Genomic DNA, 22,495 nt, shown 5'->3' on the forward strand with positions numbered 1-22,495 from the left:
AACTTCCAGGCCGGATAAGCGCGGCGCTATCCGGCATTTAACCTATCTCTGCTCGCCCATCAACTCTTTCACCAGCTCCACGCAGCGCAGGAATCGACCATCGTAGTCAGGTTCCTGAACGTGCACGAAATCGATATTGTTTTCCTGCAGCATCTCGACCAGCAGCGACTGAAACGCTTTTCGGTCAACCGAGCTGCCAAGGCTACGCAAACCATCCGCCACCCATGGGGTGTTGTTTTCCAGCAGGATCACCAGGTCAAAACGGTACTCATCAATCAGCGCCTGCACAAACGGGTGTTCACGCCCTTCGTACTTTTTACAGAATGCCTGAGTGGTCACGAAATCGGTATCGATAAACGCCACTTTATTGGCATACTTGACAGCAAAATCAATATATTGCGCTTGTCCGAGGGCAATCTTATCGTAGTCGGAATATTGCAACGCCATCTCGTCGCCGCCCAAATGGGAGAAGACGTAATCACGCCCGTATTCCCACGCACTGGTGGTGTTAAAGATATTGGCGAGCTTGTTCACCAGCGTGGATTTTCCGCTCGACTCCCCGCCAAGGATCGCCACGGTGCGCACGAAAAACGGCTTCACTTCGGTGGGAATATACTCCCAATAGCGAAACGGGTTTTCGCGGATTTGCCCGCCACTGATGCTCATAAACGTCCGTTTCGGATCCACCAGCACCGTTTCGATCCCCAGATGTTTCAGATACTGCGGGGCATCTGACTCTTCAGAGGTGTAGATCCAGTTTGGCTGGATCCCCTTCTCCTGCATAAACGTTTTGATGCCGTTGCTCCACACGTCCCAACCGTGCGGATACGGCTCCATGCCCTCTTCGTTGAAGGCATGAATTCGGATATTTTTCTGATATTTAAATGTTTGCAGCAGCCAACGTAAACGATCGGGCACCGTCGGCTGTTGCGACATGGCGCTGTCTTCAAACAGGCTGCGATCGCGCGTATCGTCATAACCCATGATGATATGCAGCTCATCGACCTGACTACAGGCACGCTGGATAAGATAGATGTGGCCGGTGTGCAGCGGATAAAACTTACCGAATACCACACCGATATTTTTCTGCTGGCGCGGAAACTCCAGCCCGAGAAAACGGTGCAGCGCCTCCAGCTTTTGCGCGCTGGGGCTTTTGATTTTGGCATTCAGCAGTTGGCTTAAATATCCCTTGGTCATGCCACTGGCATCCGCCACCTGTTGCAGGGTACAGCCCTTTTGCTTTATGGCGGTTTTGAGATAGTCGAACGATGACACAAGAGCCTCCTGCTGGAAAAATCGTGTAACACTGCCTGATGGCGCTTCGCTTATCAGGCCTACAATATCAATCCGTAGGCCGGATAAGACGCATTGCGTCGCCATCCGGCAAATTATACAACATCACTGCATACAGAGGATTATAAGTCGTCAAACACGCTTAACGCATCTGCAAGCTTTTTAACGCCAAAAACCTGCATCCCTTCCGGCACTTTTTTCGGGACGTTGGCGGCAGGCACAATCGCCCGACGGAAGCCATGCTTCGCCGCTTCAGAAATACGTTCCTGGCCGCTCGGCACCGGGCGAATCTCGCCCGCCAGTCCCACTTCGCCAAAGACCACTAAATCCTGCGGTAGCGGTCTGTCACGTAAGCTGGAGACCATTGCCAGCAGCAGCGCCAGATCGGCGCTGGTTTCGGTGACTTTGACACCACCGACCACGTTGACGAACACATCCTGATCCGCCATCTGCAAGCCGCCGTGACGATGCAGCACCGCCAGCAGAATCGCCAGACGGTTCTGTTCCAGACCGACCGCCACGCGACGCGGGTTCGCCATCATTGAGTGATCGACCAGCGCCTGAATCTCTACCAGCAGCGGACGCGTACCTTCCCAGACCACCATCACCGAACTACCGGAAGTAACTTCATCGCCACGGCTTAAGAAGATAGCGGAAGGGTTGCTGACTTCACGCAGGCCCTGCTCGGTCATGGCAAAGACGCCCAGCTCATTCACCGCGCCAAAGCGGTTTTTATGGCTACGCAGGGTACGGAAACGGGAGTCGGCATCGCCGTCGAGCAGCACCGAGCAGTCGATACAGTGCTCCAGCACTTTTGGCCCGGCCAGCGATCCGTCTTTCGTCACATGACCTACCATCACAATCGCCACGCCGCGCGTTTTGGCAAAGCGCGTCAGGTAAGCGGCCGTTTCGCGCACCTGCGCCACGCTGCCCGGCGAAGACTGAATATCCGCCATGTGCATCACCTGAATGGAGTCGATCACCATCAGCTTCGGCTGTTCTTCTTCGGCAATCAGGCAAATTTGTTCGATGCTGGTTTCCGACAGCATGTTCAGATTCGCCGTCGGCAGGCCAAGCCGATGCGCGCGCATCGCCACCTGCTGTAGCGACTCTTCGCCGGTGACGTACAGCGTTTTCATCTGCTCGGCGAGCTTGCACAGCGTTTGCAGCAGCAACGTCGATTTGCCCGCGCCAGGGTTACCGCCAATCAGAATAGCGCTGCCAGGTACCACCCCACCGCCCAGCACGCGGTCAAACTCTTTAAATCCGGTGGAAAAACGCGGCAATTCCTCAAGGCTGATGTCAGACAGCTTCTGCACTTTTGCGACACCCGCATTCCCGGCATAGCCACTGAGCCGCTCGTTACGCGCCACCGTCGGCGACGCGGCAAGGCGCACCTCGGTAATGGTGTTCCAGGCCTGGCAGGCGCTGCATTGCCCCTGCCAGCGCGGGTAATCGGCCCCGCATTCATTACAAACAAAGGCGCGTTTTGGAGCTTTTGCCACGTTTTACCTCTTTCGTTAACGCTTTTGCCGGATGGCGCTGACGCTTATCCGGCATCAACACTATTTCTGGTTCATACTGCCGGAGAGAATGCAGAACACCCCCATCAGATCGGCGTGACGGATAGTAATCTCTGTCTTTTCATTCACTTTGGGTTTGGCATGATACGCAATGCCCAACCCTGCGGTTTTGATCATCGGCAGATCGTTCGCGCCGTCGCCGATCGCCACCGTCTGCGCCATCGGGATCTCATACTCTTGCGCCAGACGGGTCAGCGTATTGGCTTTGTATTGCGCATCGACGATATCGCCGATCACATTGCCGGTAAATTTCCCGTCCATGATCTCCAGCTCGTTTGCTACAGCCGCCGTCAGACGTAACTTATTACGCAGATAATCCGCAAAGAAAGTAAACCCGCCGGAGGCGATAGCCACTTTCCAGCCCAGCGTTTCCAGCTTCAACACCAGTTGAGTCAGACCAGGCATCAGCGGTAAATTTTCGCGTACCTGATGCAGAATATTGGCATCCGCGCCTTTCAACGTTGCCACACGGCTGCGCAGGCTGGCGGTAAAGTCCAGTTCACCGCGCATCGCACGTTCAGTGACTTCGGCAACCATCTCACCGGTGCCGGCCAGCTTCGCGATTTCATCAATGCACTCGATCTGGATCGCCGTTGAATCCATATCCATCACCAGCAAACCCGGCGTACGCAGATGTGGAATCTTGCCGAGTGGCGCAACATCCAGTTTGGCATCATGCGCCAGTTTTGCCGCACGCGGCGTTAACGAACCCGCCAGGCGAATCACCTGATAATCCTCAACGCACCAGGCGGCCACGATCACCATCGCCGCGCCCAGTTTGCTCTGGTATTGCGTGAGACGTTGTTTATCCAGCCCGCGACCATACAGCAGCCAGCCACTACGGCCCGCGTGGTAATCCAGCGGCATGACTTCATCGCCACTTAAAGAGAGGGGCAGACCTGGCCACAGAGAGACATCTTCAGGTAGATCGCACCAGGTAATGTTAGGCATTAAAGCTCCTGTAAAATCGTTCGGGTCGGAATCATCCAGGGGAAAATAACGCATGAGGCTACCCTGTAACCAGCGCTTCTGGCAACATTAAGTCTCAAATTTTCAGCAGGTGGAATATGGCTCGCACAAAACTGAAATTCCGACTACATCGTGCAGTGATTGTATTGTCCTGCCTGGCGCTGCTCGTCGCCCTGATGCAGGGCGCATCCTGGTTTAGTCAAAGCCACCAGCAACAACGTAATCCGCAACTGGAAGAGCTGGCCCGTACGTTGGCACGTCAGGTCGCATTAAACGTCGCGCCGCTGATGCATACCGAAACGCCGGATGAAAAGCGCATTAAAGCAGTGCTCACGCAACTGACGGAAAGCAGCCGTATTCTGGATGCGGGCGTGTACGATGAACAGGGAGACCTGATTACTCGTACCGGTGAGAGCGTCAACGTTCGTGACCGACTGGCGCTGGACGGTAAAAAAGCCGGGGGCTATTTTAACCAGCAGATTGTCGAACCCATTCAAGGCAAAAATGGTCCACTGGGCTATCTGCGCCTGACGCTGGATACCCACACGCTCGCCACCGAGGCCAAACAGGTGGATAACACCACCAACATTCTACGCCTTATGCTGCTCCTGTCACTGGCGATTGGCGTGGTGCTGACCCGCACCTTACTGCAAGGTAAGCGCACCCGCTGGCAACAATCGCCGTTCCTGCTTACCGCCAACAAACCGGTGCAGGAAGAAGATAAAGATGATTAAGAAAAGGAAATCGCTATGACTACCCTGCGTCTGCTTATCTCAGACTCTTACGATCCGTGGTTTAACCTGGCGGTTGAAGAGTGCATATTTCGCCAGATGCCCGCTACGCAACGCGTTCTGTTCTTATGGCGTAACGCCGATACGGTGGTGATTGGCCGGGCGCAAAACCCATGGAAAGAGTGTAATACCCGCCGTATGGAAGAGGATAACGTGCGGCTTGCCCGTCGCAGCAGCGGCGGCGGCGCGGTGTTCCATGATTTAGGCAATACCTGCTTTACCTTTATGGCCGGCAAACCGGAATACGACAAAACTATCTCTACCGCTATCGTACTCAATGCTTTGAATTCATTGGGCGTTATGGCCGATGCTTCGGGACGCAACGATCTGGTGGTGAAAACGCCGGACGGCGATCGCAAAGTCTCTGGTTCAGCCTATCGCGAAACCAAAGATCGCGGCTTCCATCACGGTACGCTGCTGCTGAATGCAGACCTCAGCCGCCTGGCGAACTATCTGAATCCGGATAAAAAGAAACTCGCGGCGAAAGGGATTACCTCCGTTCGCTCCCGCGTGGCCAATCTTACCGAGCTATTACCGGGCATCACCCATGAACAGGTCTGCCAGGCGGTCACGGACGCCTTTTTCGCCCATTACGGCGAGCGCGTCGAAGCAGAAGTAATATCCCCGGATAAAACGCCGGATCTGCCGAATTTTGCCGAAACCTTTGCACGCCAGAGTAGTTGGGAGTGGAATTTCGGCCAGGCGCCAGCGTTCAGCCATCTGCTGGACGAGCGTTTCACCTGGGGCGGCGTCGAGCTACACTTCGACGTCGAAAAAGGTCATATCACCCGTGCACAGGTCTTTACCGACAGCCTCAATCCCGCGCCACTGGAAGCGCTGGCGGGGCGGTTGCAAGGGTGTTTGTATCGCGCGGATATGCTGCAACAGGAGTGCGAGGCGCTACTGGTTGATTTCCCGGAGCAAGAAAAAGAACTACGAGAACTGTCGGCGTGGATTGCCGGAGCGGTGCGTTAATAAAAAAAGCCGGATGGCGGCTACGCCTTATCCGGCCTACGATCGCGAGGCCCGGTAAGCGCAGCGCCACCGGGCATCACACACTCTTACTCTTTATCGCCCAGCAGAACAGATTCCAGCGCGATTTTGATCATGTCGTTGAAGGTCGTCTGACGCTCAGCGGCCGTGGTCTGCTCGTGGGTACGAATATGGTCGGACACGGTGCAGATGGTCAGCGCTTTCGCACCAAATTCAGCAGCAACGCCGTAGATGCCCGCCGCTTCCATTTCCACGCCCAGTACGCCGTATTTTTCCATCACGTCGAACATTTCGCCGTCCGGAGAGTAGAACAGGTCAGCGGAGAACAGGTTGCCTACGCGCGCGTCAACGCCCAGCGCTTTTGCCGCATCAACCGCGTTACGTACCATGTCAAAGTCAGCGATAGCCGCAAAGTCATGATCTTTAAAACGGATACGGTTCACTTTGGAGTCGGTGCAGGCGCCCATACCGATCACCACGTCGCGCAGTTTGACGTCCATACGCACAGCGCCGCAGGAGCCGACGCGAATGATTTTCTTCACGCCGAAATCGGTGATCAGCTCTTTGGTGTAGATGGAGCAGGATGGGATACCCATACCGTGGCCCATAACAGAAATCTTACGGCCTTTGTAAGTACCGGTGAAACCTAACATGCCACGAACGTTGTTCACTTCACGAACATCTTCGAGGAAAGTTTCAGCAATATGTTTTGCACGCAGCGGGTCGCCCGGCATCAATACGACGTCAGCGAAATCACCCATTTCTGCATTAATATGTGGAGTTGCCATCTTCAGTTCCTTTTACATTGTTGTTTTTGCCGGATGGCGGCTGCGCCTTATCCGGCCTACAAACGATTCCTGGTAGGCCGGATAAGCGTAGCGCCATCCGGCAACGGGCATTACAGCATGTTTTTACCGTACTCCATTGGCGACGTACCGAAGTAGCTCGCCAGCGTCTGGCCGATATCCGCGAAGGTTTCACGGTGACCTAAAGAGCCCGGTTTCACTTTCGGACCGTAGATCAGCACCGGAATGTGCTCACGGGTATGGTCGGTACCGGTCCAGCTCGGGTCGCAGCCGTGGTCGGCGGTGAGGATCAGAATGTCATCTTCACCCACCAGCTCCATCAGCTCCGGCAGACGGCGGTCAAACAGTTCCAGACCAGCGGCATAGCCCGCGATGTCGCGGCGGTGACCCCAGGAAGAGTCGAAGTCCACGAAGTTAGTGAAGACAATGGTCTCGTCACCCGCTTCTTTCATCTCTTTAATCGTGGCGTCGAACAGCGCATCCAGGCCGGTCGCTTTCACTTTTTTGGTGATACCGCAGTTGGCGTAAATATCCGCGATCTTACCGACAGACACAACATGACCTTTTTTCTCGTCAACCAGTTTCTGCAGCACGGTCGGCGCTGGCGGCTCAACGGCCAGGTCATGACGGTTACCGGTACGCTGGAAGTTACCGGCTTTATCACCGATAAACGGACGCGCGATAACACGACCGATGTTGTAACCGCCCTCGGTCAGCTCTTCACGCGCGATTTCGCACAGCTCGTAGAGTTTATCCAGGCCAAAGGTCTCTTCATGACAGGCAATCTGGAACACGGAGTCAGCGGAGGTATAGAAAATCGGCTTCCCGGTTTTCATATGTTCTTCGCCCAGTTGATCCAGAATCACGGTACCGGAAGAGTGGCAGTTACCGAGGTAACCCGGCAGGTTGGCACGTTTTACCAGCTTATCCAGCAGTTCCTGCGGGAAGCTGTTTTCGTGGTCGCTAAAGTAACCCCAGTCAAACAGAACCGGCACTCCGGCGATTTCCCAGTGGCCAGACGGCGTATCTTTCCCGGAAGAGAGTTCATGCGCCCATGCGTAGGCGCCAATGACTTCCGCATTACCGTCCATACCAGCAGCAATTTTACCGGTAGAACCTTCGTGAGCTTTCACCAGGCCCAGACGGGTCAGGTTAGGCAGATTCAGTGGGCCTTTGCGACCATTGTCAGCCTCACCTTTCGCACAGGCTTCTGCAATGTGTCCCATAGTGTCTGAGCCTACGTCGCCAAAGCGATCCGCATCTTCAGTCGCACCAATACCAAAGGAGTCCAGCACCATAATAAATGCACGTTTCATCTTGTTCTCCATACATCTGCGCCGCAAAAAAGCGATCAGATCAGTATACAGTTATTCGGTTATACGACGATAGACTGTCGGTGTAATTTCTGGCGCTTTATTGTCAAGGCTAATTGCCGCTTTGACCGCTTTCGCCGCTTCCTGCCAACTGGCTTCATCTTTCGCGTGGATCACTGCCAGCGGACGCTGTCCGTCTACGCTGTCGCCCAAACGGGCCATGTCGCTAAAGCCGACGCTGTAATCGATGGTATCCGATGCCTGACGGCGTCCACCGCCCATGGAAACGACTGCCATACCCAACGCGCGGGTATCCATCGCGCTGACAAAACCCTCAGTATCAGCATATACCGCTTTGCTGAGCATTGCCGTCGGCAGATACTTCGCATAGTTTTCGACGAAGTCGGTCGGGCCTTTCTGCGCCGCAACCATACGGCCAAAAATTTCCGCCGCTTGACCGTTGTCCAGCACCGCCTGCAATTTCGCACGGGCTTCGGCGTCATCTTTCGCCAGATTGCCGGAGATCAGCATTTCCACGCACAGCGCCATGGTGACATCTAACAGACGTGGATTACGGTATTCACCTGTCAGGAACTGAACAGCCTCGCGGACTTCTACCGCGTTACCTGCGCTGGAAGCCAGCACCTGGTTCATATCAGTTAACAGCGCGGTGGTACGTACACCCGCCCCGTTCGCCACGCCGACAATTGCTTCGGCAAGGGCTTCAGAAAGTTCATAGGTCGGCATAAACGCGCCGCTGCCTACTTTCACATCCATCACCAACGCATCCAGCCCTTCCGCCAGCTTTTTCGCCAGGATAGAGCCGGTAATCAGCGGGATGGAATCCACCGTCGCGGTAATATCGCGGGTGGCATAAAAACGTTTATCCGCCGGTGCGAGCGAGCTGGTTTGCCCAATAATCGCCACACCCACATCTTTAATAATTTCACGGAAACGCGCGTCGTCCGGGAAGATATCAAACCCAGGAATCGCTTCCAGTTTATCGAGCGTACCGCCGGTATGACCCAGGCCGCGCCCGGAAATCATCGGAATATAGCCGCCACAGGCTGCCACCATCGGGCCTAACATCAGCGACGTTACGTCGCCCACGCCGCCGGTAGAGTGTTTATCCACAATCGGGCCGTTCAGTTGCAGGCTTTTCCAGTCCAGCACGGTTCCTGAATCACGCATTGCCATGGTCAGCGAAACTCGCTCAGGCATTGTCATATCGTGGAAGAAAATGGTCATCGCCAGGGCGGCGATTTGCCCCTCAGAGATAGTGTTGTCGCGAATCCCATTGATAAAGAAACGAATTTCTTCATCGCTCAGCGCATGACCATCACGTTTTTTACGAATAATTTCTTGTGCGAGAAACACGGTAACCTCCCGATTATGGGCCGGGTAAGCAGTGCGCTCCCCGGCTAGTCGTATTGATGCCGGATGGCGGCTTACGCCTTATCCGGCCTACGATGGGCAATTCAAACTTAGTAGCTGCTTGCGCTCTTACCGTCGCCGTGACCCAGCGCTTTGAGCAGGCTCGCCAGCAGGCTGGATGCGCCAAAACGGTAATGGCGGGAATCTGCCCAGTCAGCACCAAACAGTTCGTCAGCAATCGCCAGGAACTGCTGTGCATCTTCTGCAGTACGCACGCCGCCAGCGGGTTTGAAACCAACGGTTTTAGAAACGCCCATATCACGGATCACTTCCATCATGATGCGTGCGCTTTCCGGCGTCGCATTGACCGGTACTTTACCGGTAGACGTTTTGATGAAATCAGCACCCGCTTTGATAGAAATTTCAGACGCTTTGCGAATCAGGGCTTCTTCTTTCAGCTCACCAGTTTCGATGATCACTTTCAGCAGCACATTTGCTGCCGCACATGCATCTTTACAGGCTTTAACCAGATCAAAACCAATCTGCTCATTACCCGCGATCAGCGCACGATACGGGAACACCACATCAACTTCGTCAGCACCGTAGGCAATCGCCGCGCGGGTTTCAGCCAGCGCGATCTCAATGTCGTCATTGCCGTGCGGGAAGTTGGTGACGGTGGCAATACGGATATCCGGTGTGCCCTGCTCTTTCAGGGTCTTACGCGCAACAGGAATGAAACGTGGATAGATGCAAATTGCTGCCGTATTGCCAACCGGGGTCTTCGCCTGATGACACAGCGCGATCACTTTTTCATTGGTGTCGTCGTCATTCAGGGTGGTCAGATCCATCAGTTTCAGTGCACGCAGGCTGCTTGCTGTTAAATCGGTCATAACATTCTCCAACGGCATCGCCGTATAAAATTTCACCTTGCGAGTTTGTTAGTATTCTAACATCCGCTCGCGATTACACTTCGATATACATCACAGTTAATGAAAACCACATACAGATTTGCATCACTCTAATGAGATCTACTTCAAATAATTCACCTTTACACCACAGCTGCGGTGGCATCAGACGCATCCGGATCAAAGGTTGCGGCGGCATAGCTTTCTACAATGGCGCTATACCTTCGGCACATAAAGGAACCAACGATGCCCACTTCAAGCGAATTCGCGCTGCAACAGCGGTGCCAACAAATCGTGACCAGCCCGACGCTCAGCCCTGAGCAGAAACGCCACTTTTTGGCGCTGGAGGCTGAAAACGCGCTGCCTTATCCGCCACTGTCCGCTGAGGCCCGCCAGGCGCTGGATGACGGGGTGATCTGCGATATGTACGAAGGTCATGCCCCGTTCAAACCGCGCTATGTGCTGCCTGATTACGCGCGTTTTTTGGCCAACGGTTCCTCATGGCTGGAGCTTGAAGGCGCCAGCGACCTTGATGATGCGTTGTCCTTGCTCACCATCCTGTATCACCACGTTCCGTCAGTGACCTCGATGCCGGTCTACCTCGGTCAGCTCGACGCTCTGTTGCAACCATATGTTAGAATTCTAACACAAGAAGAGATCGATATTCGAATAAAACGTTTCTGGCGTTATCTCGACAGAACCCTGCCAGACGCGTTTATGCATGCCAATATCGGCCCTGCCGATACGCCAGTCACCCGCGCAATTTTACGCGCAGATGCAGAGTTAAAGCAGGTGTCACCGAATCTGACATTCATTTATGATCCGCAAATTACCCCTGATGATCTGCTGCTCAACGTGGCGCAAAATATCTGCGAGTGCAGTAAGCCGCACATATCCAACGGCCCCGCAAATGATAAAATTTTCACAAAAGGTCAGTATGGCGTCGTGAGTTGTTACAACTCTTTACCGCTCGCCGGGGGCGGCAGCACGCTGGTCAGGCTCAATCTGAAAGCCATCGCAGAGCGCAGCACCTCTGTCGATGACTTCTTTACACGCACCCTACCGCACTACTGCCAGCAGCAAATCGCCATCATTGATTCACGATGTGAATTCCTCTACACGAAATCACATTTCTTTGAGAATAGCTTCCTCGTGCAGGAAGGGTTGATTGATCCCGAACGTTTTGTGCCGATGTTCGGGATGTATGGTCTGGCGGAAGCGGTAAACCTGCTGTGCGAAAAGGCAGGACAAAGCGCCCGCTACGGGAAAGATGCGTTCGCCAATCAGCTCGGGTATCGCATTAGCGCCCAACTGGCGGAGTTTGTCGAACGCACGCCGGTGAAGTATGGCTGGCAGCAGCGCGCGATGCTGCATGCGCAGTCGGGGATCAGTTCTGACATCGGCACTACGCCCGGCGCGCGTCTGCCTTATGGTGATGAACCTGACCCGATCACCCACCTGCAAACCGTCGCGCCGCATCACGCATATTATCACGCCGGGATCAGCGATATCCTGACGCTGGATGAAACCATCAAGCGTAATCCACAGGCGCTGGTGCAACTGTGCCTCGGCGCGTTTAAAGCCGGAATGCGTGAATTCACCGCCAACGTGAGCGGCAACGATCTGGTCCGCGTCACGGGCTATATGGTGCGCCTGTCGGATCTGGAAAAATATCGTGCCGAAGGATCTCGCACTAACACCACCTGGCTTGGTGAAGAGGCCGCACGCAATACACGCATTCTGGAACGACAACCTCGTGTGATAAGCCATGAACAGCAGATGCGCTTCAGTAAGTAAACTGATCCCTTTCTCCTGCGTCGACGGGCCGGGCAGCCGCCTGGCTCTGTTCCTGCAAGGGTGTAATCTGCGCTGTAAGAACTGCCACAATCCATGGACGATGGGGCGCTGCAACGACTGCGGAGAATGTGTGCTGCATTGCCCGCATGAAGCGCTAAGCCTGAGTGCAGGAAAAGTATGGTGGCAGTCCGATGTGTGTCAGCAGTGCGACACCTGCCTGCGCCTGTGCCCGCAGCAGGCGACGCCGATGGCGCAAACCATGAGCGTTGATCAGGTGCTGCAGCATATTCGCAAGGCAGCCCTGTTTATTGAGGGAATTACGGTCAGCGGTGGTGAAGCGACTACCCAGTTGCCGTTTATTGTGGCGCTGTTTACCGCGCTCAAAAGCGATCCTCTGCTGCAACATCTGACCTGCATGGTCGACAGCAACGGCATGCTGAGCGAAACCGGCTGGCAAAAACTATTGCCGGTGTGCGACGGGGTAATGCTCGATTTAAAAGCCTGGGATAGCCTGTGCCATCGCCAGCTTACCGGTCGAGATAATACGCTGATTAAACAAAGTATTACCTTTCTGTCAAGGCAGGGAAAGCTTGCTGAGCTACGCCTGTTAGTGATCCCCGGTCAGGTGGATTATTTGCAGCATATTGATGCGCTGGCGGCGTTCATTAAGCAGTCAGGCGAGGTACCGGTGCGACTGAATGCCTTTCATGCGCATGGGGTGTATGGCGAAGCAAAAGACTGGCCGAGCGCAACGCCAGAGGATGTGGAGCAACTGGCGGCAGGATTGCGCGAGCGTGGGGTGGATAACCTGATTTTCCCGGCGCTGTATCTGTGATTACCGGATGCGACGGCATCATAGGTAGGCCGGATAAGGCACAGCCGCCATCCGGCGCCCAACAATCACACATTAAACAACGCGGTCGTATTGCGATACAGCGCATCTGCTATCACGTCCGCAGGCTCTTGACGCAGTTCGCATAATGTCTCAAACACTCTGAGGGCCTGCTCGGGGCGATTGAGCTGCCCCTGAAAACCATTGAGCGGCATGTCCGGCGCGTCGGTTTCCAGCAGGAGTGATTCCAGCGGCAGTTGCGCCATCACCTCACGGGTTTTACTGGCGCGTGGATAGGTAATGGTGCCGCCAACGCCAATTTTGTACCCCAGTTGCACAAAGCGTTGCGCCTGCTGCAAACTCCCGGAAAAACCATGCACCACGCCGGTTCGTGGCAGAGCATGGCGTTTCAGATGCATCGCCAACTTGTCATGAGTCCGTCGCGAATGCAGGATCACCGGCAGTTCGTAACGCTTCGCCAGGTTAAGCTGCGCGTCCAGCACCCGTTCTTGTTTATCAAATTGCGGATCGTCCCGGTAAAGGTCCAGTCCAATCTCGCCTACGGCTACCAGCTTTTGCGGGCGCGTATCCAGCGCCTGCTGCAGTTGGTCCAGACTGTCATCGCCGTGTTGTTCAATAACAATCGGATGCAGACCCAAAGCCGCAAACAACGGCGGATACTTTTCCGCTAACGCCAGTACGCGGGAAAAGTTTGCCGCCTGCGTCGCCGGAACAATGATGCAATTCACACCGACCGCCGCGGCACGTTGAATGCTGGCGGGCTCATCATCGGTAAACGGCGGGAAATCAAAGTGACAATGTGTATCAATGAAACGAAAACTCACGCCAGATCCTCGCTATCAAACGTTGTATCGTTAGCCTGAGGCGCATTGGTCACCACGGGCGCGTGGGCATCGTTGGCCACCGGTGCGGGAGGAACCACCACCGGTCCCGGCACGACAATCTTCGGCGTCTGACGAGGCAATGGCGCGTTTTTCGCCAACAACTTGCCGACGGTGGCCAGGAAGTAACGACCACACAAACGCCCGGTCTTATAGTCTTCTCGCAGCGCCGGAATACGGCTGCCCAGCGCCATGCTGTGGAGCGGTTTAGGCGGATAGATCTCAAAGATTCGCAGCTTACCCGGCGGCTTTTCAATAAAATTCTGGATCGCGCGATAGCTGGCTTCATGGTGCTGGACCAAATTCAGCAACGGTTGCAGACTGCTTTCGCCCAGCCAGCGCTCCATACGTTTGAACCACTGCGGGGTGTAGTACATTTGCGAAGGCACAGTGCGGATCACCACCAGCGTTTTTGCGCCATGCTTCGCCGCTTCCTGTACGGGTATGGCATCGCTGACTCCCCCGTCCAGATAGTTCACACCGTCCAGCGCAACGCCAGTGCGGTAGAATCCCGGAATAGCGCTGGAGGCGCGAATGAGATCGAGCCAGTTTTGCCGGTTTGGCGAAAAATAACCAGGCGTATAATCATCACCCCGGCAGGCGCACATATAAAACGCTTTCCCTGAGGCAAACAGGCGCTCGGCGTTATCCATCGCCAGCGGCATTTGGGATGCGGTCGAATCCACCAGCCAGTCGAGATCGATTAAGTTTCCCCCGCGCACAAAGCGCACCGGGTCAAAAAACTCACGGCGGGTGGTGTAACGCATAATGACTTTACGACCATAACCGGGCTGGTTACAAAGATAGGCTGAAAGGTTTTGCGCCCCGGCGGACGTCCCGTAGTAAAGGTCAAAGGGATTAAACTGCGCACGCATGAACTCATCCAGTACGCCAGCGGTAAAGATTCCTCTTTGTCCCCCACCCTCACACACCAGCGCCATACTGCCTGGTTGAAACGGACGTAACGATAACGGCGCAATATTACCGAGCGTGACGGGTATTCTCTGCCCCACCTCTGCCTTCCTGTTATTTTTGTACTGGAACAACAAAGTAACGCAAATTGCCTGACGCTAAAACCGTAAAAGCCAGTCCACTGGACTGGCTTGGTAGCAAGTTATCTTTACGGTTTACTGACTAGGGTCGTTTACGCCCTGTAAACAGGCTGACCAGAAACAGAATGATCCCCACCACGAAAACAATTTTCGCTGCGCCTGCAGCGGTACCAGCCAGTCCACCAAAACCCAGTGCGGCGGCAATTAACGCGATAACCAGAAATATGATGCCCCATCGAAACATGCGCTTCTCCTTTACCATAGTTAACGTCACCGCTTGTTATGAGCGCTCAGGTTGCTCATCGGCGATATTTTTAGTGTGGTGCACAACACGCCTCCCGACAAACATCAGGAGGACGAATTAAGTCGAATTACTGAGTTTTAAGGTCGTTTTTGACGCTTTTCACGCCATCAACGGCTTTGGCGATGCTCTCAGCACGATCGCTTTGTGCTTTTGAGTCAACGGTGCCGGAAAGTTGAACCACTCCATCAGTGGTCTCTACTTTCACTTTACGGGAAGGGACAATGTCATCAGCCAGCAGTTTTGCTTTAACTTCGCTGGTGGTTGCCGTGTCGCCCGCATAGCCTTTTACGGATGTGCTTTTGCTGTCGCGTACGTGTAGTTTGTCGCTCACTGAGGTTACGCCCTCAACGCCTTTGGCCACTTTCACGGCTTCTTCAGCCTGTGCCTGGCTTTCAACAAACCCGCTTAACGTCACCACTTTCTGGTCTGTTTTCACAGAAATATCGGTGCTCTTGATGCTTTCGTGATCCACCAGCGCAGCTTTTACTTTTGCTGTGATAGTGCTGTCATCCATGAAATTACCGACTTTGTTCATAGAGCTATCGACTTTCTGCCCCGCACTTTCGACACCAGATTGCGCTTTATCCGTCGTGGCGTTTTCTGCAAAAGCAGAACCCGTTGCAACAGCGGAGGTCAGCATCACGGCCAGCAGCGTTTTAGAAATCTTAAGTCCTGTCATTGTCATCGATGTATTCCTGTATGTTTTGCTAAAAGCGATGGTCTGCCGTAAAACGGCGTTAACCAGCAACTAATCTTGTAAGTGGAATAAATATCAGCAATAGAAGCTGCAACAGGCAGCCTAAAAAGCATTTAACGCCGATATTTATGTCATCACATTGTTAAATATAGTTCAGGATTTCGTGATCGCAGTCCGGATTGACTAAAAAACAGGCAAACAACAGAAAAACGAGAGGTTTTAAGAACATTCCGCAAGGGATTTAAAAGACAGGGAAAGTTGCAGGGCACGGCGAATACCGTGCCCCGGAAGGCGATTAGTGTTCGCGCGTTTTGCGGAACTGAACGTCAGGGTAACGTTCCTGGGTGAGATTCAGGTTAACCATGGTCGGTGCGATATAGGTGAGGTTATCGCCGCCATCCAGCGCCAGCTGAACTTCGTTTTTACGCTTAAATTCTTCGAATTTTTTCACGTCAGAACATTCTACCCAGCGCGCGGTCGCCACGTTGACAGACTCATAAATCGCTTCAACGTTGTACTCGCTCTTCAGACGCGAAACCACCACGTCGAACTGCAGCACACCAACAGCGCCCACGATCAGATCGTTATTAGCAATTGGACGGAAGACCTGCACCGCACCCTCTTCCGACAGCTGAACCAGCCCTTTCAGCAGTTGTTTCTGCTTCAAAGGATCTTTCAGGCGAATACGACGGAACAGCTCCGGCGCGAAGTTCGGAATACCAGTGAACTTCATCATTTCACCCTGGGTGAAGGTATCGCCGATCTGAATAGTGCCATGGTTGTGCAGACCGAGAATATCGCCCGGATACGCTTCTTCCACATGAGAACGGTCACCGGCCATAAAGGTCAACGCATCGGAGATCACCACGTCTTTACCAATGCGTACCTGACGCATTTTCATGCCTTTCTCGTACTTACCGGAAACCACGCGCATGAACGCCACGCGGTCACGGTGTTTCGGATCCATGTTGGCCTGGATTTTAAACACGAAGCCGGTGAACTTCTCTTCTGAGGCTTCCACGGTGCGGGTATCAGTTTTACGCGGCATCGGCGCAGGCGCCCACTCCACTAAGCCGTCCAGCATATGGTCAACGCCGAAGTTACCCAGCGCGGTACCGAAGAAGACCGGGGTGATTTCGCCCGCGAGGAACAGATCATGGTCGAACTCGTTAGACGCGCCCTGCACCAGCTCCAGCTCGTCGCGCAGCTGCTGCGCCAGATCTTCACCTACGGCGGCATCGAGTTCCGGGTTATTCAGCCCCTTAACAATACGCACTTCCTGAATGGTGTGGCCTTTACCCGTCTGGTACAGGTAAGTTTCGTCTTTATAAAGATGATAAACGCCCTTGAACAGCTTCCCGCAGCCAATCGGCCAGGTGATCGGCGCACAGCCGATTTTCAGCTCGTTCTCGACTTCATCCAGCAGCTCCATCGGGTCACGGATGTCACGGTCGAGTTTGTTCATAAAGGTCAGGATCGGCGTATCGCGCAGACGGGTAACTTCCATCAGCTTGCGGGTACGATCCTCAACGCCTTTCGCGGCGTCGATAACCATCAGACAGCAGTCTACCGCCGTCAGGGTACGATAAGTATCTTCGGAGAAGTCTTCGTGCCCCGGGGTGTCCAGCAGATTCACCAGGCAGTCGTGATACGGAAACTGCATTACAGAGGTGGTAATGGAGATACCACGCTGCTTTTCCATCTCCATCCAGTCAGATTTCGCATGCTGGCTGGAGCCACGGCCTTTTACCGTACCGGCGGTCTGAATCGCCTGTCCGAATAACAGCACCTTTTCAGTAATGGTCGTTTTACCGGCATCCGGGTGAGAAATAATGGCAAAAGTGCGGCGTTTGGCCACCTCTTGCAAATAAGGAGACAACGTCATAGTCAAATCTTCTTAGGTAAGCACGGCAACGGGCCGTGCAAGTTGAATACGAAAAATTGCGGCTATTTTACCCATCAACGGGGGGGAGGCAATCAGTGTTTACACAGGAGCTGCTCCAGTTCGCTTAATGACGCGACCGTCCAGGTCGGCTGAATGCCAGCTGGCTGCTCGCGATGGTGCGTATTTAGCCAGCAGGTGGATAGCCCGGCGTTAATGCCGCCAAGAATATCGGACTCTGCGGTATCGCCCACCATCAGCACGCGGGAACGGTCAGGATTGCCCGCCTGCTCCAGCGCATGGTCAAAAATACGGGGATCGGGTTTTGCCACCCCAACCTGCTCAGAAATCACCAGCAGATCGAAATAGTCGCGCAGCCCCGTCCGCTCAAGGCGGATTTGCTGCAACGCCGTAAAGCCGTTAGTAATGATGCCAATTTTCGTTTTATCACGAATCGCATTGAGCAGAGAGACCGCCCCTGGCAACGGCGAGCAGATCTCAGCCATCGCATTGATAAATGCGTCATTAAGCTGGCCTGGTTCGACCTTCAGGCGTTCAGCCCAGCTCTGGAAACGGGCATGCTGCAATTGTAATGACGTAATCGCGCCGTTTTGATAATCCACCCATAGCGGTTTATTCACGGCCTGGTAGTCCTGAAAATCTTCAGCGGTAAAGGTAATGCTATAGTCGAGAAACATCCGCTGTAAGCCGGTAAACGAGTCAAACGTAAACAGCGTTTCGTCGGCATCAAAGAAAATCCAGTCCCACTTCTTCATCATTACACCTTGTCTTACATGCTGATTGGCAATGCCATGATAATGGCGTCTTCATGACCATCGGCCGTCGGATAATAATTGCGCCTGATCGTCGCCTCGTTAAAGCCCAGGCTTTCATACAGCGCGATAGCGGCAGCATTTGAGGCACGCACTTCCAGCCACAGCGTCAAAATGCCGCGCTTTTCCAGCTCATCGATCAGGTGCTCTAGTAGCTCGCGCCCCAGGCCCTGGCGCTGAAAGTCAGGATCGACGGCGATATTGAACAGCGTAGCTTCATCCAGCACCACCTGCGTAATCGCAAAGGCGGCCATCACGTCGTCAACCCTCAACTGAAAATTGAGGTAGCGATCGCCCTGGTTGCTGGCAAATGTTTTTTCACTCCACGGAAAAGCGTGGGCGCGTTTTTCAATCTGAAATGCTGCAGGTAAATCAGTCGGTTCGAGGGAAGAAATCGTGTTCATATGCGCAGATTTGTTGCCATAACGCGGCGCGGGCCGCTGGGTTTTCCCGTAATTCATTAAACGCAGGACTCTCGACCTGAGCGCCTTCCAGCAGCAGCGGCTCTTCGGTTCCCAGCCGCCAACTATTACAGCGACTGCCCTGCGGCAGCATGGCGACACGGTCAGGCGTCAATTGTAAAACCTGATCCGGGCTGACGGTTATTGCGCGTAAAATATCGCTCATTAACGGTTCGGTTAGCGCGGGTAGCTGTGCAGCAACCATCACTAAACGGATATGCGCAGGAATGGAGATCGCGATTTCGCCCTGCAGTGCGCCAGGACGACGCAGCGACCACTGCGTAATGCCCAGTTGCTGTAACTGCCAGTCTCGTCGGGATGTCATAGCGAAACACTCCTGTCTATCAGGGGCGCAAATATAGCAAATTTGTCGAATCCGTGCCATCAAACAACTATAATCCCCGGCTGTACAATTTAAGGAGCACTCCATGTCTGCTTTTACCCCGGCAAGTGAAGTCTTGCTGCGCCACAGTGATGATTTCGAACAAAGCCGTATTCTGTTTGCCGGTGATTTGCAGGATGATCTGCCTGCCCACTTCGAAAGCGCCGCCAGCCGTGCGCACACTCAACAACTTCACCACTGGCAGGTGCTGAACCGCCAGATGGGTGACAACGTCCGTTTCAGCCTCGTCGCTAAGGCCGATGACGTTGCCGATAGCGATACGCTAATCTACTACTGGCCGAAGAATAAGCCGGAAGCGCAGTTCCAGCTGATGAACATTTTGTCGCTGTTACCGGTGGGCAGCGATGTTTTTGTTGTGGGTGAGAACCGCAGCGGCGTACGTAGCGCAGAGCAGATGCTGGCCGAATACGCACCGCTGAATAAAGTCGACAGCGCGCGTCGCTGTGGCCTGTACCACGGTCGTCTGGAAAAACAGCCGGTCTTTGATGCAGAAAAATACTGGGATGAATATCAGGTTGATAATCTGACCATCAAAACGCTGCCGGGCGTATTCAGCCGTGACGGCCTGGATGTTGGCAGCCAATTGCTGCTCTCCACACTGACGCCGCATACCAAAGGTAAAGTTCTGGATGTCGGTTGTGGCGCGGGCGTACTCTCCGTCGCTTTAGCCAGCCATTCGCCCAAAGTCCGCTTAACCCTGTGTGATGTAAGTGCGGCCGCTGTTGAAGCCAGCCGCGCCACGCTTGCCGCCAACGGTATTGAAGGTGATGTGATCGCCAGCAACGTTTTTTCTGACGTTACGGGCCGCTTTGATATGATCATCTCCAACCCACCGTTCCATGATGGGATGCAGACCAGCCTCGATGCCGCGCAAACGCTGATTCGCGGCGCGGTGCGTCATCTCAACAGCGGCGGTGAACTGCGTATCGTGGCGAACGCCTTCCTGCCCTATCCGAAGGTGCTGGATGAGGTATTCGGATTCCATGAAGTTATCGCACAGACCGGACGCTTCAAGGTCTATCGCACCATCATGACGCGTCAGGCGAAAAAAGCCTAACTGATCAAGGCTGGATAAGGCATTTACGCTGCCGCCAGACGTGACACTGAGCAACGCCGGATAGCGCTATTGCTTATCCGGCCTGGATAAAACGCCAAAAACCGTAGAAACGCCTTTTTTTTCGGCAATCACGTTAAGTTCGATAATTAACTGTTGACGCCCTGCATAAAATCTCTAGAATTCGCCTCCGTGGTAACGATACTTTTTGAGTGTCGATGGTATGCGAAGGTGGCGGAATTGGTAGACGCGCTAGCTTCAGGTGTTAGTGTCCTTTCGGACGTGGGGGTTCAAGTCCCCCCCCTCGCACCATAATCCACGTTGATATTGCTCGCACTGGGCGAAGGTGGCGGAATTGGTAGACGCGCTAGCTTCAGGTGTTAGTGTCCTTTCGGACGTGGGGGTTCAAGTCCCCCCCCTCGCACCAACGAGGCGATATCAAAAAAATAAGATGACTGTGCGAAGGTGGCGGAATTGGTAGACGCGCTAGCTTCAGGTGTTAGTGTCCTTAGGATGTGGGGGTTCGAGTCCCCCCCCTCGCACCAATTATCTTATTTCCTTCTCTTATTCCCTGTTTTGCTTATCCCTGATTCCAGTTCATCATTACCAGCACAATGCCGCCAATCAGCGCTGCACATGAAGGTAACAGAATAAAATGCCGTAAGCGCTTGTGGTATAGCATGAGCGAAGTCAATAGTAATCCTAATACAATCATTACCTTCCATACATTGACCGACAGGTCGGTAAATGCCATCCCGGCAATGAGTATCCCCGGCAGCAGAACTCCCCATCCACTGCCCAGCGTACGTTGCAACATGGTTCCACCTACGACATTGATAATGATAACCAATATCATATGATATATTTTCTCATTTGTCAGCTGGGAGGCACTATCAATTATATGAGTTTTACTTAACGATTGATGACATGAATAATCTAAGGTGATAAATTGCTCGCCGGTTAACGCTTCAACTAAAAATAAAGACCTCAGCGAATGATACCCCGTTCGTTATTTGTTTTATTTACCAACACATCTTCGTATATTACAGATAACTAACAATATTTACTATGACAGTACAATCCTGGCGAACTCTGCGCACTAAAAAATATCAACTCTCTTTGCGTTTGTTTCTGCTTCTCAACGCAGTCTCCGCGCTGTTTACGCTTTTTTTCCCACTTTTTGCCGTCAAAGCCTTATCTGTACCGGCTCTGCTGATACTGATCACCAGTACGCTGCTGCTTATATGGCATGGTAAATACACGGATAAAAAAATTAATCTCCCTTTTATTTCAATAATCTTTGGCTTGTTATGGGCATTCCATATTTTTCAGAAATATTCCACTCTCGGTCATAATGACTATTATTTTCTGTTAATCGCACTGCTCAGCGTGCTGTTTATTGGATCTATTGCTTTCGCCAATAATATCATCGCGTTTACGCTTCATTCTCTCCCCTCCGTCGCCGTCTGTTTATGGCTTAGCGGCAACGAGCATAGTTTACGAATTTTCTATTTTATGGCGTTACCGATGGCCGGGATCGCCATCCAACATGTGATACAAAAGCGCTACGATGGTTTCGCCCAGCAGTTGATGTACAAACTGCTTGAGGAACGGGAAACGCTCAACGGACTCAGCATGCTTGACCCGCTTACCGGTTTGTATAACCGCCGGGGACTGCAACACAGACTCGATACGCTGTTGGCGCTGAGCAACTCGAAACACTACGTGCTGTTATTGGATATCGACCACTTCAAAGCCTATAACGATCATTACGGGCATATGATGGGCGACCAGGCGCTGATCCGCGTCTCAGCCGCCATTCGAGATTCCGTACGATCCCGGGATGTGGTGGCGCGATTCGGCGGCGAAGAATTCATGGTTTTGCTGACCGCAATCGATCCGCAGCAGGCACAGGCCGCCGCCGAGCGTATTCGTCAGAAAGTGTACGACCTTAAAATACCCCACATGTTTAACGAAAACGTGGCAACCAACGTGACCGTCAGTATCGGCATTGCGCCGCTGGTAGAGCAGGATATTGAGGCCGCTATCGCCAGAGCGGATAAAGCCCTGTACGAGGCGAAAAATCTTGGGCGTAATAACACGCTGGTCAGCGATGAACTGAGGGTAAACCGCCCTTCACTCTGAGCTATCTGTGCGGTGGCATCCGTCATCGCGACAAAGATCTTGCCATCGTTCATCGTCAACTATAGGATTAGCAATCATTATCATTTAGATTAACATCCTTATATTG

Annotated in this window: 22 protein-coding genes and 3 tRNA genes; 9 read left to right on the forward strand and 16 right to left on the reverse strand. The window is 53.5% G+C overall.

Annotation, left to right across the window (positions count from 1 at the left end; translation table 11 throughout):
• Window positions 1-42: 42 nt before the first annotated feature.
• From nadR to serB, 3 genes are all read right to left on the reverse strand, one after another.
• A complete protein-coding gene (gene nadR / locus ICA20_RS21100; protein WP_038637017.1) occupies window positions 43-1,275 on the reverse strand; it encodes a multifunctional transcriptional regulator/nicotinamide-nucleotide adenylyltransferase/ribosylnicotinamide kinase NadR in 1,233 nt (410 codons plus the stop codon).
• 140 nt (window positions 1,276-1,415) lie between these two features.
• Window positions 1,416-2,798 carry a DNA repair protein RadA gene (radA, locus tag ICA20_RS21105; protein WP_003829944.1) on the reverse strand — a complete coding sequence of 461 codons (1,383 nt, stop codon included), beginning with the start codon at window positions 2,796-2,798 and terminating at the stop codon, window positions 1,416-1,418.
• A gap of 60 nt (window positions 2,799-2,858) precedes the next feature.
• Complete coding sequence (gene serB, locus ICA20_RS21110) at window positions 2,859-3,827, reverse strand: phosphoserine phosphatase (RefSeq protein WP_038637014.1); 969 nt, start codon at window positions 3,825-3,827, stop codon at window positions 2,859-2,861.
• Between the two features lie 116 nt (window positions 3,828-3,943).
• Here serB and ICA20_RS21115 point away from each other — a divergent pair, with 116 nt between their 5' ends.
• Both ICA20_RS21115 and lplA read left to right on the forward strand, forming a co-directional pair.
• Window positions 3,944-4,579: a YtjB family periplasmic protein gene (locus ICA20_RS21115; protein ID WP_038637011.1), complete on the forward strand. Its 636-nt coding sequence runs from the start codon at window positions 3,944-3,946 to the stop codon at window positions 4,577-4,579.
• A 15-nt stretch (window positions 4,580-4,594) separates the two neighbouring features.
• Window positions 4,595-5,611, forward strand: a complete 1,017-nt coding sequence (gene lplA, locus ICA20_RS21120) for a lipoate--protein ligase LplA (protein WP_038637010.1) — start codon at window positions 4,595-4,597, stop codon at window positions 5,609-5,611.
• An 86-nt stretch (window positions 5,612-5,697) separates the two neighbouring features.
• On the opposite strand, the gene deoD is transcribed toward lplA, so the two are convergent.
• The 4 genes from deoD to deoC all read right to left on the reverse strand — a co-directional run bounded on the left by deoD (window position 5,698) and on the right by deoC (window position 10,012).
• Window positions 5,698-6,417: a purine-nucleoside phosphorylase gene (gene deoD, locus ICA20_RS21125; protein ID WP_000224864.1), complete on the reverse strand. Its 720-nt coding sequence runs from the start codon at window positions 6,415-6,417 to the stop codon at window positions 5,698-5,700.
• A gap of 110 nt (window positions 6,418-6,527) precedes the next feature.
• Window positions 6,528-7,751 (reverse strand): phosphopentomutase, encoded by a 1,224-nt coding sequence (gene deoB / locus ICA20_RS21130; RefSeq protein ID WP_038637009.1) that lies wholly within the window; start codon window positions 7,749-7,751, stop codon window positions 6,528-6,530.
• 51 nt (window positions 7,752-7,802) lie between these two features.
• Window positions 7,803-9,125 (reverse strand): thymidine phosphorylase, encoded by a 1,323-nt coding sequence (gene deoA / locus ICA20_RS21135; RefSeq protein WP_038637008.1) that lies wholly within the window; start codon window positions 9,123-9,125, stop codon window positions 7,803-7,805.
• A 107-nt stretch (window positions 9,126-9,232) separates the two neighbouring features.
• Window positions 9,233-10,012: a deoxyribose-phosphate aldolase gene (gene deoC, locus ICA20_RS21140; RefSeq protein ID WP_165406788.1), complete on the reverse strand. Its 780-nt coding sequence runs from the start codon at window positions 10,010-10,012 to the stop codon at window positions 9,233-9,235.
• 261 nt (window positions 10,013-10,273) lie between these two features.
• On the opposite strand from deoC, the gene ICA20_RS21145 reads away from it, so the two are divergent.
• Together ICA20_RS21145 and ICA20_RS21150 are read left to right on the forward strand one after the other, a co-directional pair.
• Window positions 10,274-11,824 carry a YjjI family glycine radical enzyme gene (locus ICA20_RS21145; protein ID WP_038637005.1) on the forward strand — a complete coding sequence of 517 codons (1,551 nt, stop codon included), beginning with the start codon at window positions 10,274-10,276 and terminating at the stop codon, window positions 11,822-11,824.
• Window positions 11,796-12,659, forward strand: a complete 864-nt coding sequence (locus ICA20_RS21150) for a YjjW family glycine radical enzyme activase (RefSeq protein ID WP_038637002.1) — start codon at window positions 11,796-11,798, stop codon at window positions 12,657-12,659. Before ICA20_RS21145 ends, ICA20_RS21150 begins: the two co-directional genes overlap by 29 nt.
• 65 nt (window positions 12,660-12,724) lie before the next feature.
• Here ICA20_RS21150 and ICA20_RS21155 read toward each other — a convergent pair whose 3' ends face one another.
• The 8 genes from ICA20_RS21155 to holD form a co-directional block, all read right to left on the reverse strand.
• Window positions 12,725-13,501, reverse strand: coding sequence for a metal-dependent hydrolase (locus ICA20_RS21155; RefSeq protein ID WP_038637000.1), 777 nt, complete (start codon window positions 13,499-13,501; stop codon window positions 12,725-12,727).
• On the reverse strand, window positions 13,498-14,571 hold the full coding sequence (locus ICA20_RS21160) for a patatin family protein (protein ID WP_038636998.1): 1,074 nt from the start codon (window positions 14,569-14,571) through the stop codon (window positions 13,498-13,500). The genes ICA20_RS21155 and ICA20_RS21160 overlap by 4 nt, the downstream gene beginning before the upstream one ends.
• A 121-nt stretch (window positions 14,572-14,692) precedes the next feature.
• Window positions 14,693-14,854 carry a DUF1328 family protein gene (locus ICA20_RS21165; RefSeq protein WP_003019081.1) on the reverse strand — a complete coding sequence of 54 codons (162 nt, stop codon included), beginning with the start codon at window positions 14,852-14,854 and terminating at the stop codon, window positions 14,693-14,695.
• 127 nt (window positions 14,855-14,981) lie between these two features.
• Window positions 14,982-15,599: a molecular chaperone OsmY gene (gene osmY / locus ICA20_RS21170; RefSeq protein WP_038636996.1), complete on the reverse strand. Its 618-nt coding sequence runs from the start codon at window positions 15,597-15,599 to the stop codon at window positions 14,982-14,984.
• A 307-nt stretch (window positions 15,600-15,906) separates the two neighbouring features.
• Window positions 15,907-17,496 (reverse strand): peptide chain release factor 3, encoded by a 1,590-nt coding sequence (gene prfC, locus ICA20_RS21175; RefSeq protein ID WP_006686587.1) that lies wholly within the window; start codon window positions 17,494-17,496, stop codon window positions 15,907-15,909.
• 92 nt (window positions 17,497-17,588) lie between these two features.
• Window positions 17,589-18,269, reverse strand: a complete 681-nt coding sequence (gene yjjG, locus ICA20_RS21180) for a pyrimidine 5'-nucleotidase (RefSeq protein WP_008786125.1) — start codon at window positions 18,267-18,269, stop codon at window positions 17,589-17,591.
• 14 nt (window positions 18,270-18,283) lie between these two features.
• The gene (gene rimI, locus ICA20_RS21185) at window positions 18,284-18,730 is read right to left on the reverse strand and encodes a ribosomal protein S18-alanine N-acetyltransferase (protein ID WP_038636994.1); all 447 of its coding nucleotides are present in this window, start codon (window positions 18,728-18,730) and stop codon (window positions 18,284-18,286) included.
• Entirely contained in the window at window positions 18,699-19,112 is a 414-nt protein-coding gene (holD, locus tag ICA20_RS21190) for a DNA polymerase III subunit psi (RefSeq protein WP_038636992.1), read from the reverse strand. The genes rimI and holD overlap by 32 nt, the downstream gene beginning before the upstream one ends.
• A gap of 103 nt (window positions 19,113-19,215) precedes the next feature.
• Here holD and rsmC point away from each other — a divergent pair, with 103 nt between their 5' ends.
• The 4 genes from rsmC to ICA20_RS21210 all read left to right on the forward strand — a co-directional run bounded on the left by rsmC (window position 19,216) and on the right by ICA20_RS21210 (window position 20,789).
• Entirely contained in the window at window positions 19,216-20,247 is a 1,032-nt protein-coding gene (rsmC, locus tag ICA20_RS21195; protein ID WP_038636991.1) for a 16S rRNA (guanine(1207)-N(2))-methyltransferase RsmC, read from the forward strand.
• A gap of 222 nt (window positions 20,248-20,469) precedes the next feature.
• Window positions 20,470-20,556 (forward strand) — tRNA-Leu (locus tag ICA20_RS21200).
• A gap of 28 nt (window positions 20,557-20,584) precedes the next feature.
• Window positions 20,585-20,671 (forward strand) — tRNA-Leu (locus ICA20_RS21205).
• 32 nt (window positions 20,672-20,703) lie between these two features.
• Window positions 20,704-20,789 (forward strand) — tRNA-Leu (locus ICA20_RS21210).
• A gap of 35 nt (window positions 20,790-20,824) precedes the next feature.
• Here ICA20_RS21210 and ICA20_RS21215 read toward each other — a convergent pair.
• A complete protein-coding gene (locus ICA20_RS21215) occupies window positions 20,825-21,061 on the reverse strand; it encodes a DUF1435 domain-containing protein (protein WP_074458506.1) in 237 nt (78 codons plus the stop codon).
• Between the two features lie 251 nt (window positions 21,062-21,312).
• Here ICA20_RS21215 and ICA20_RS21220 point away from each other — a divergent pair, with 251 nt between their 5' ends.
• A complete protein-coding gene (locus ICA20_RS21220; protein WP_038636989.1) occupies window positions 21,313-22,389 on the forward strand; it encodes a GGDEF domain-containing protein in 1,077 nt (358 codons plus the stop codon).
• Window positions 22,390-22,495: the final 106 nt, after the last annotated feature.

Source organism: Citrobacter sp. C5_2, from assembly GCF_014596845.2.
GTDB lineage: Bacteria > Pseudomonadota > Gammaproteobacteria > Enterobacterales > Enterobacteriaceae > Citrobacter > Citrobacter werkmanii.

Coding starts and splice junctions, on each gene's coding strand:
- serB (WP_038637014.1), bottom strand. CDS start 3,827: ATGCCTAACATTACCTGGTGCGATCTACCTGAAGATGTCTCTCTGTGG.
- ICA20_RS21115 (WP_038637011.1), top strand. CDS start 3,944: ATGGCTCGCACAAAACTGAAATTCCGACTACATCGTGCAGTGATTGTA.
- lplA (WP_038637010.1), top strand. CDS start 4,595: ATGACTACCCTGCGTCTGCTTATCTCAGACTCTTACGATCCGTGGTTT.
- deoD (WP_000224864.1), bottom strand. CDS start 6,417: ATGGCAACTCCACATATTAATGCAGAAATGGGTGATTTCGCTGACGTC.
- deoB (WP_038637009.1), bottom strand. CDS start 7,751: ATGAAACGTGCATTTATTATGGTGCTGGACTCCTTTGGTATTGGTGCG.
- deoC (WP_165406788.1), bottom strand. CDS start 10,012: ATGACCGATTTAACAGCAAGCAGCCTGCGTGCACTGAAACTGATGGAT.
- ICA20_RS21145 (WP_038637005.1), top strand. CDS start 10,274: ATGCCCACTTCAAGCGAATTCGCGCTGCAACAGCGGTGCCAACAAATC.
- ICA20_RS21150 (WP_038637002.1), top strand. CDS start 11,796: ATGAACAGCAGATGCGCTTCAGTAAGTAAACTGATCCCTTTCTCCTGC.
- ICA20_RS21165 (WP_003019081.1), bottom strand. CDS start 14,854: ATGTTTCGATGGGGCATCATATTTCTGGTTATCGCGTTAATTGCCGCC.
- osmY (WP_038636996.1), bottom strand. CDS start 15,599: ATGACAATGACAGGACTTAAGATTTCTAAAACGCTGCTGGCCGTGATG.
- prfC (WP_006686587.1), bottom strand. CDS start 17,496: ATGACGTTGTCTCCTTATTTGCAAGAGGTGGCCAAACGCCGCACTTTT.
- yjjG (WP_008786125.1), bottom strand. CDS start 18,269: ATGAAGAAGTGGGACTGGATTTTCTTTGATGCCGACGAAACGCTGTTT.
- rimI (WP_038636994.1), bottom strand. CDS start 18,730: ATGAACACGATTTCTTCCCTCGAACCGACTGATTTACCTGCAGCATTT.
- holD (WP_038636992.1), bottom strand. CDS start 19,112: ATGACATCCCGACGAGACTGGCAGTTACAGCAACTGGGCATTACGCAG.
- rsmC (WP_038636991.1), top strand. CDS start 19,216: ATGTCTGCTTTTACCCCGGCAAGTGAAGTCTTGCTGCGCCACAGTGAT.
- ICA20_RS21215 (WP_074458506.1), bottom strand. CDS start 21,061: ATGTTGCAACGTACGCTGGGCAGTGGATGGGGAGTTCTGCTGCCGGGG.
- ICA20_RS21220 (WP_038636989.1), top strand. CDS start 21,313: ATGACAGTACAATCCTGGCGAACTCTGCGCACTAAAAAATATCAACTC.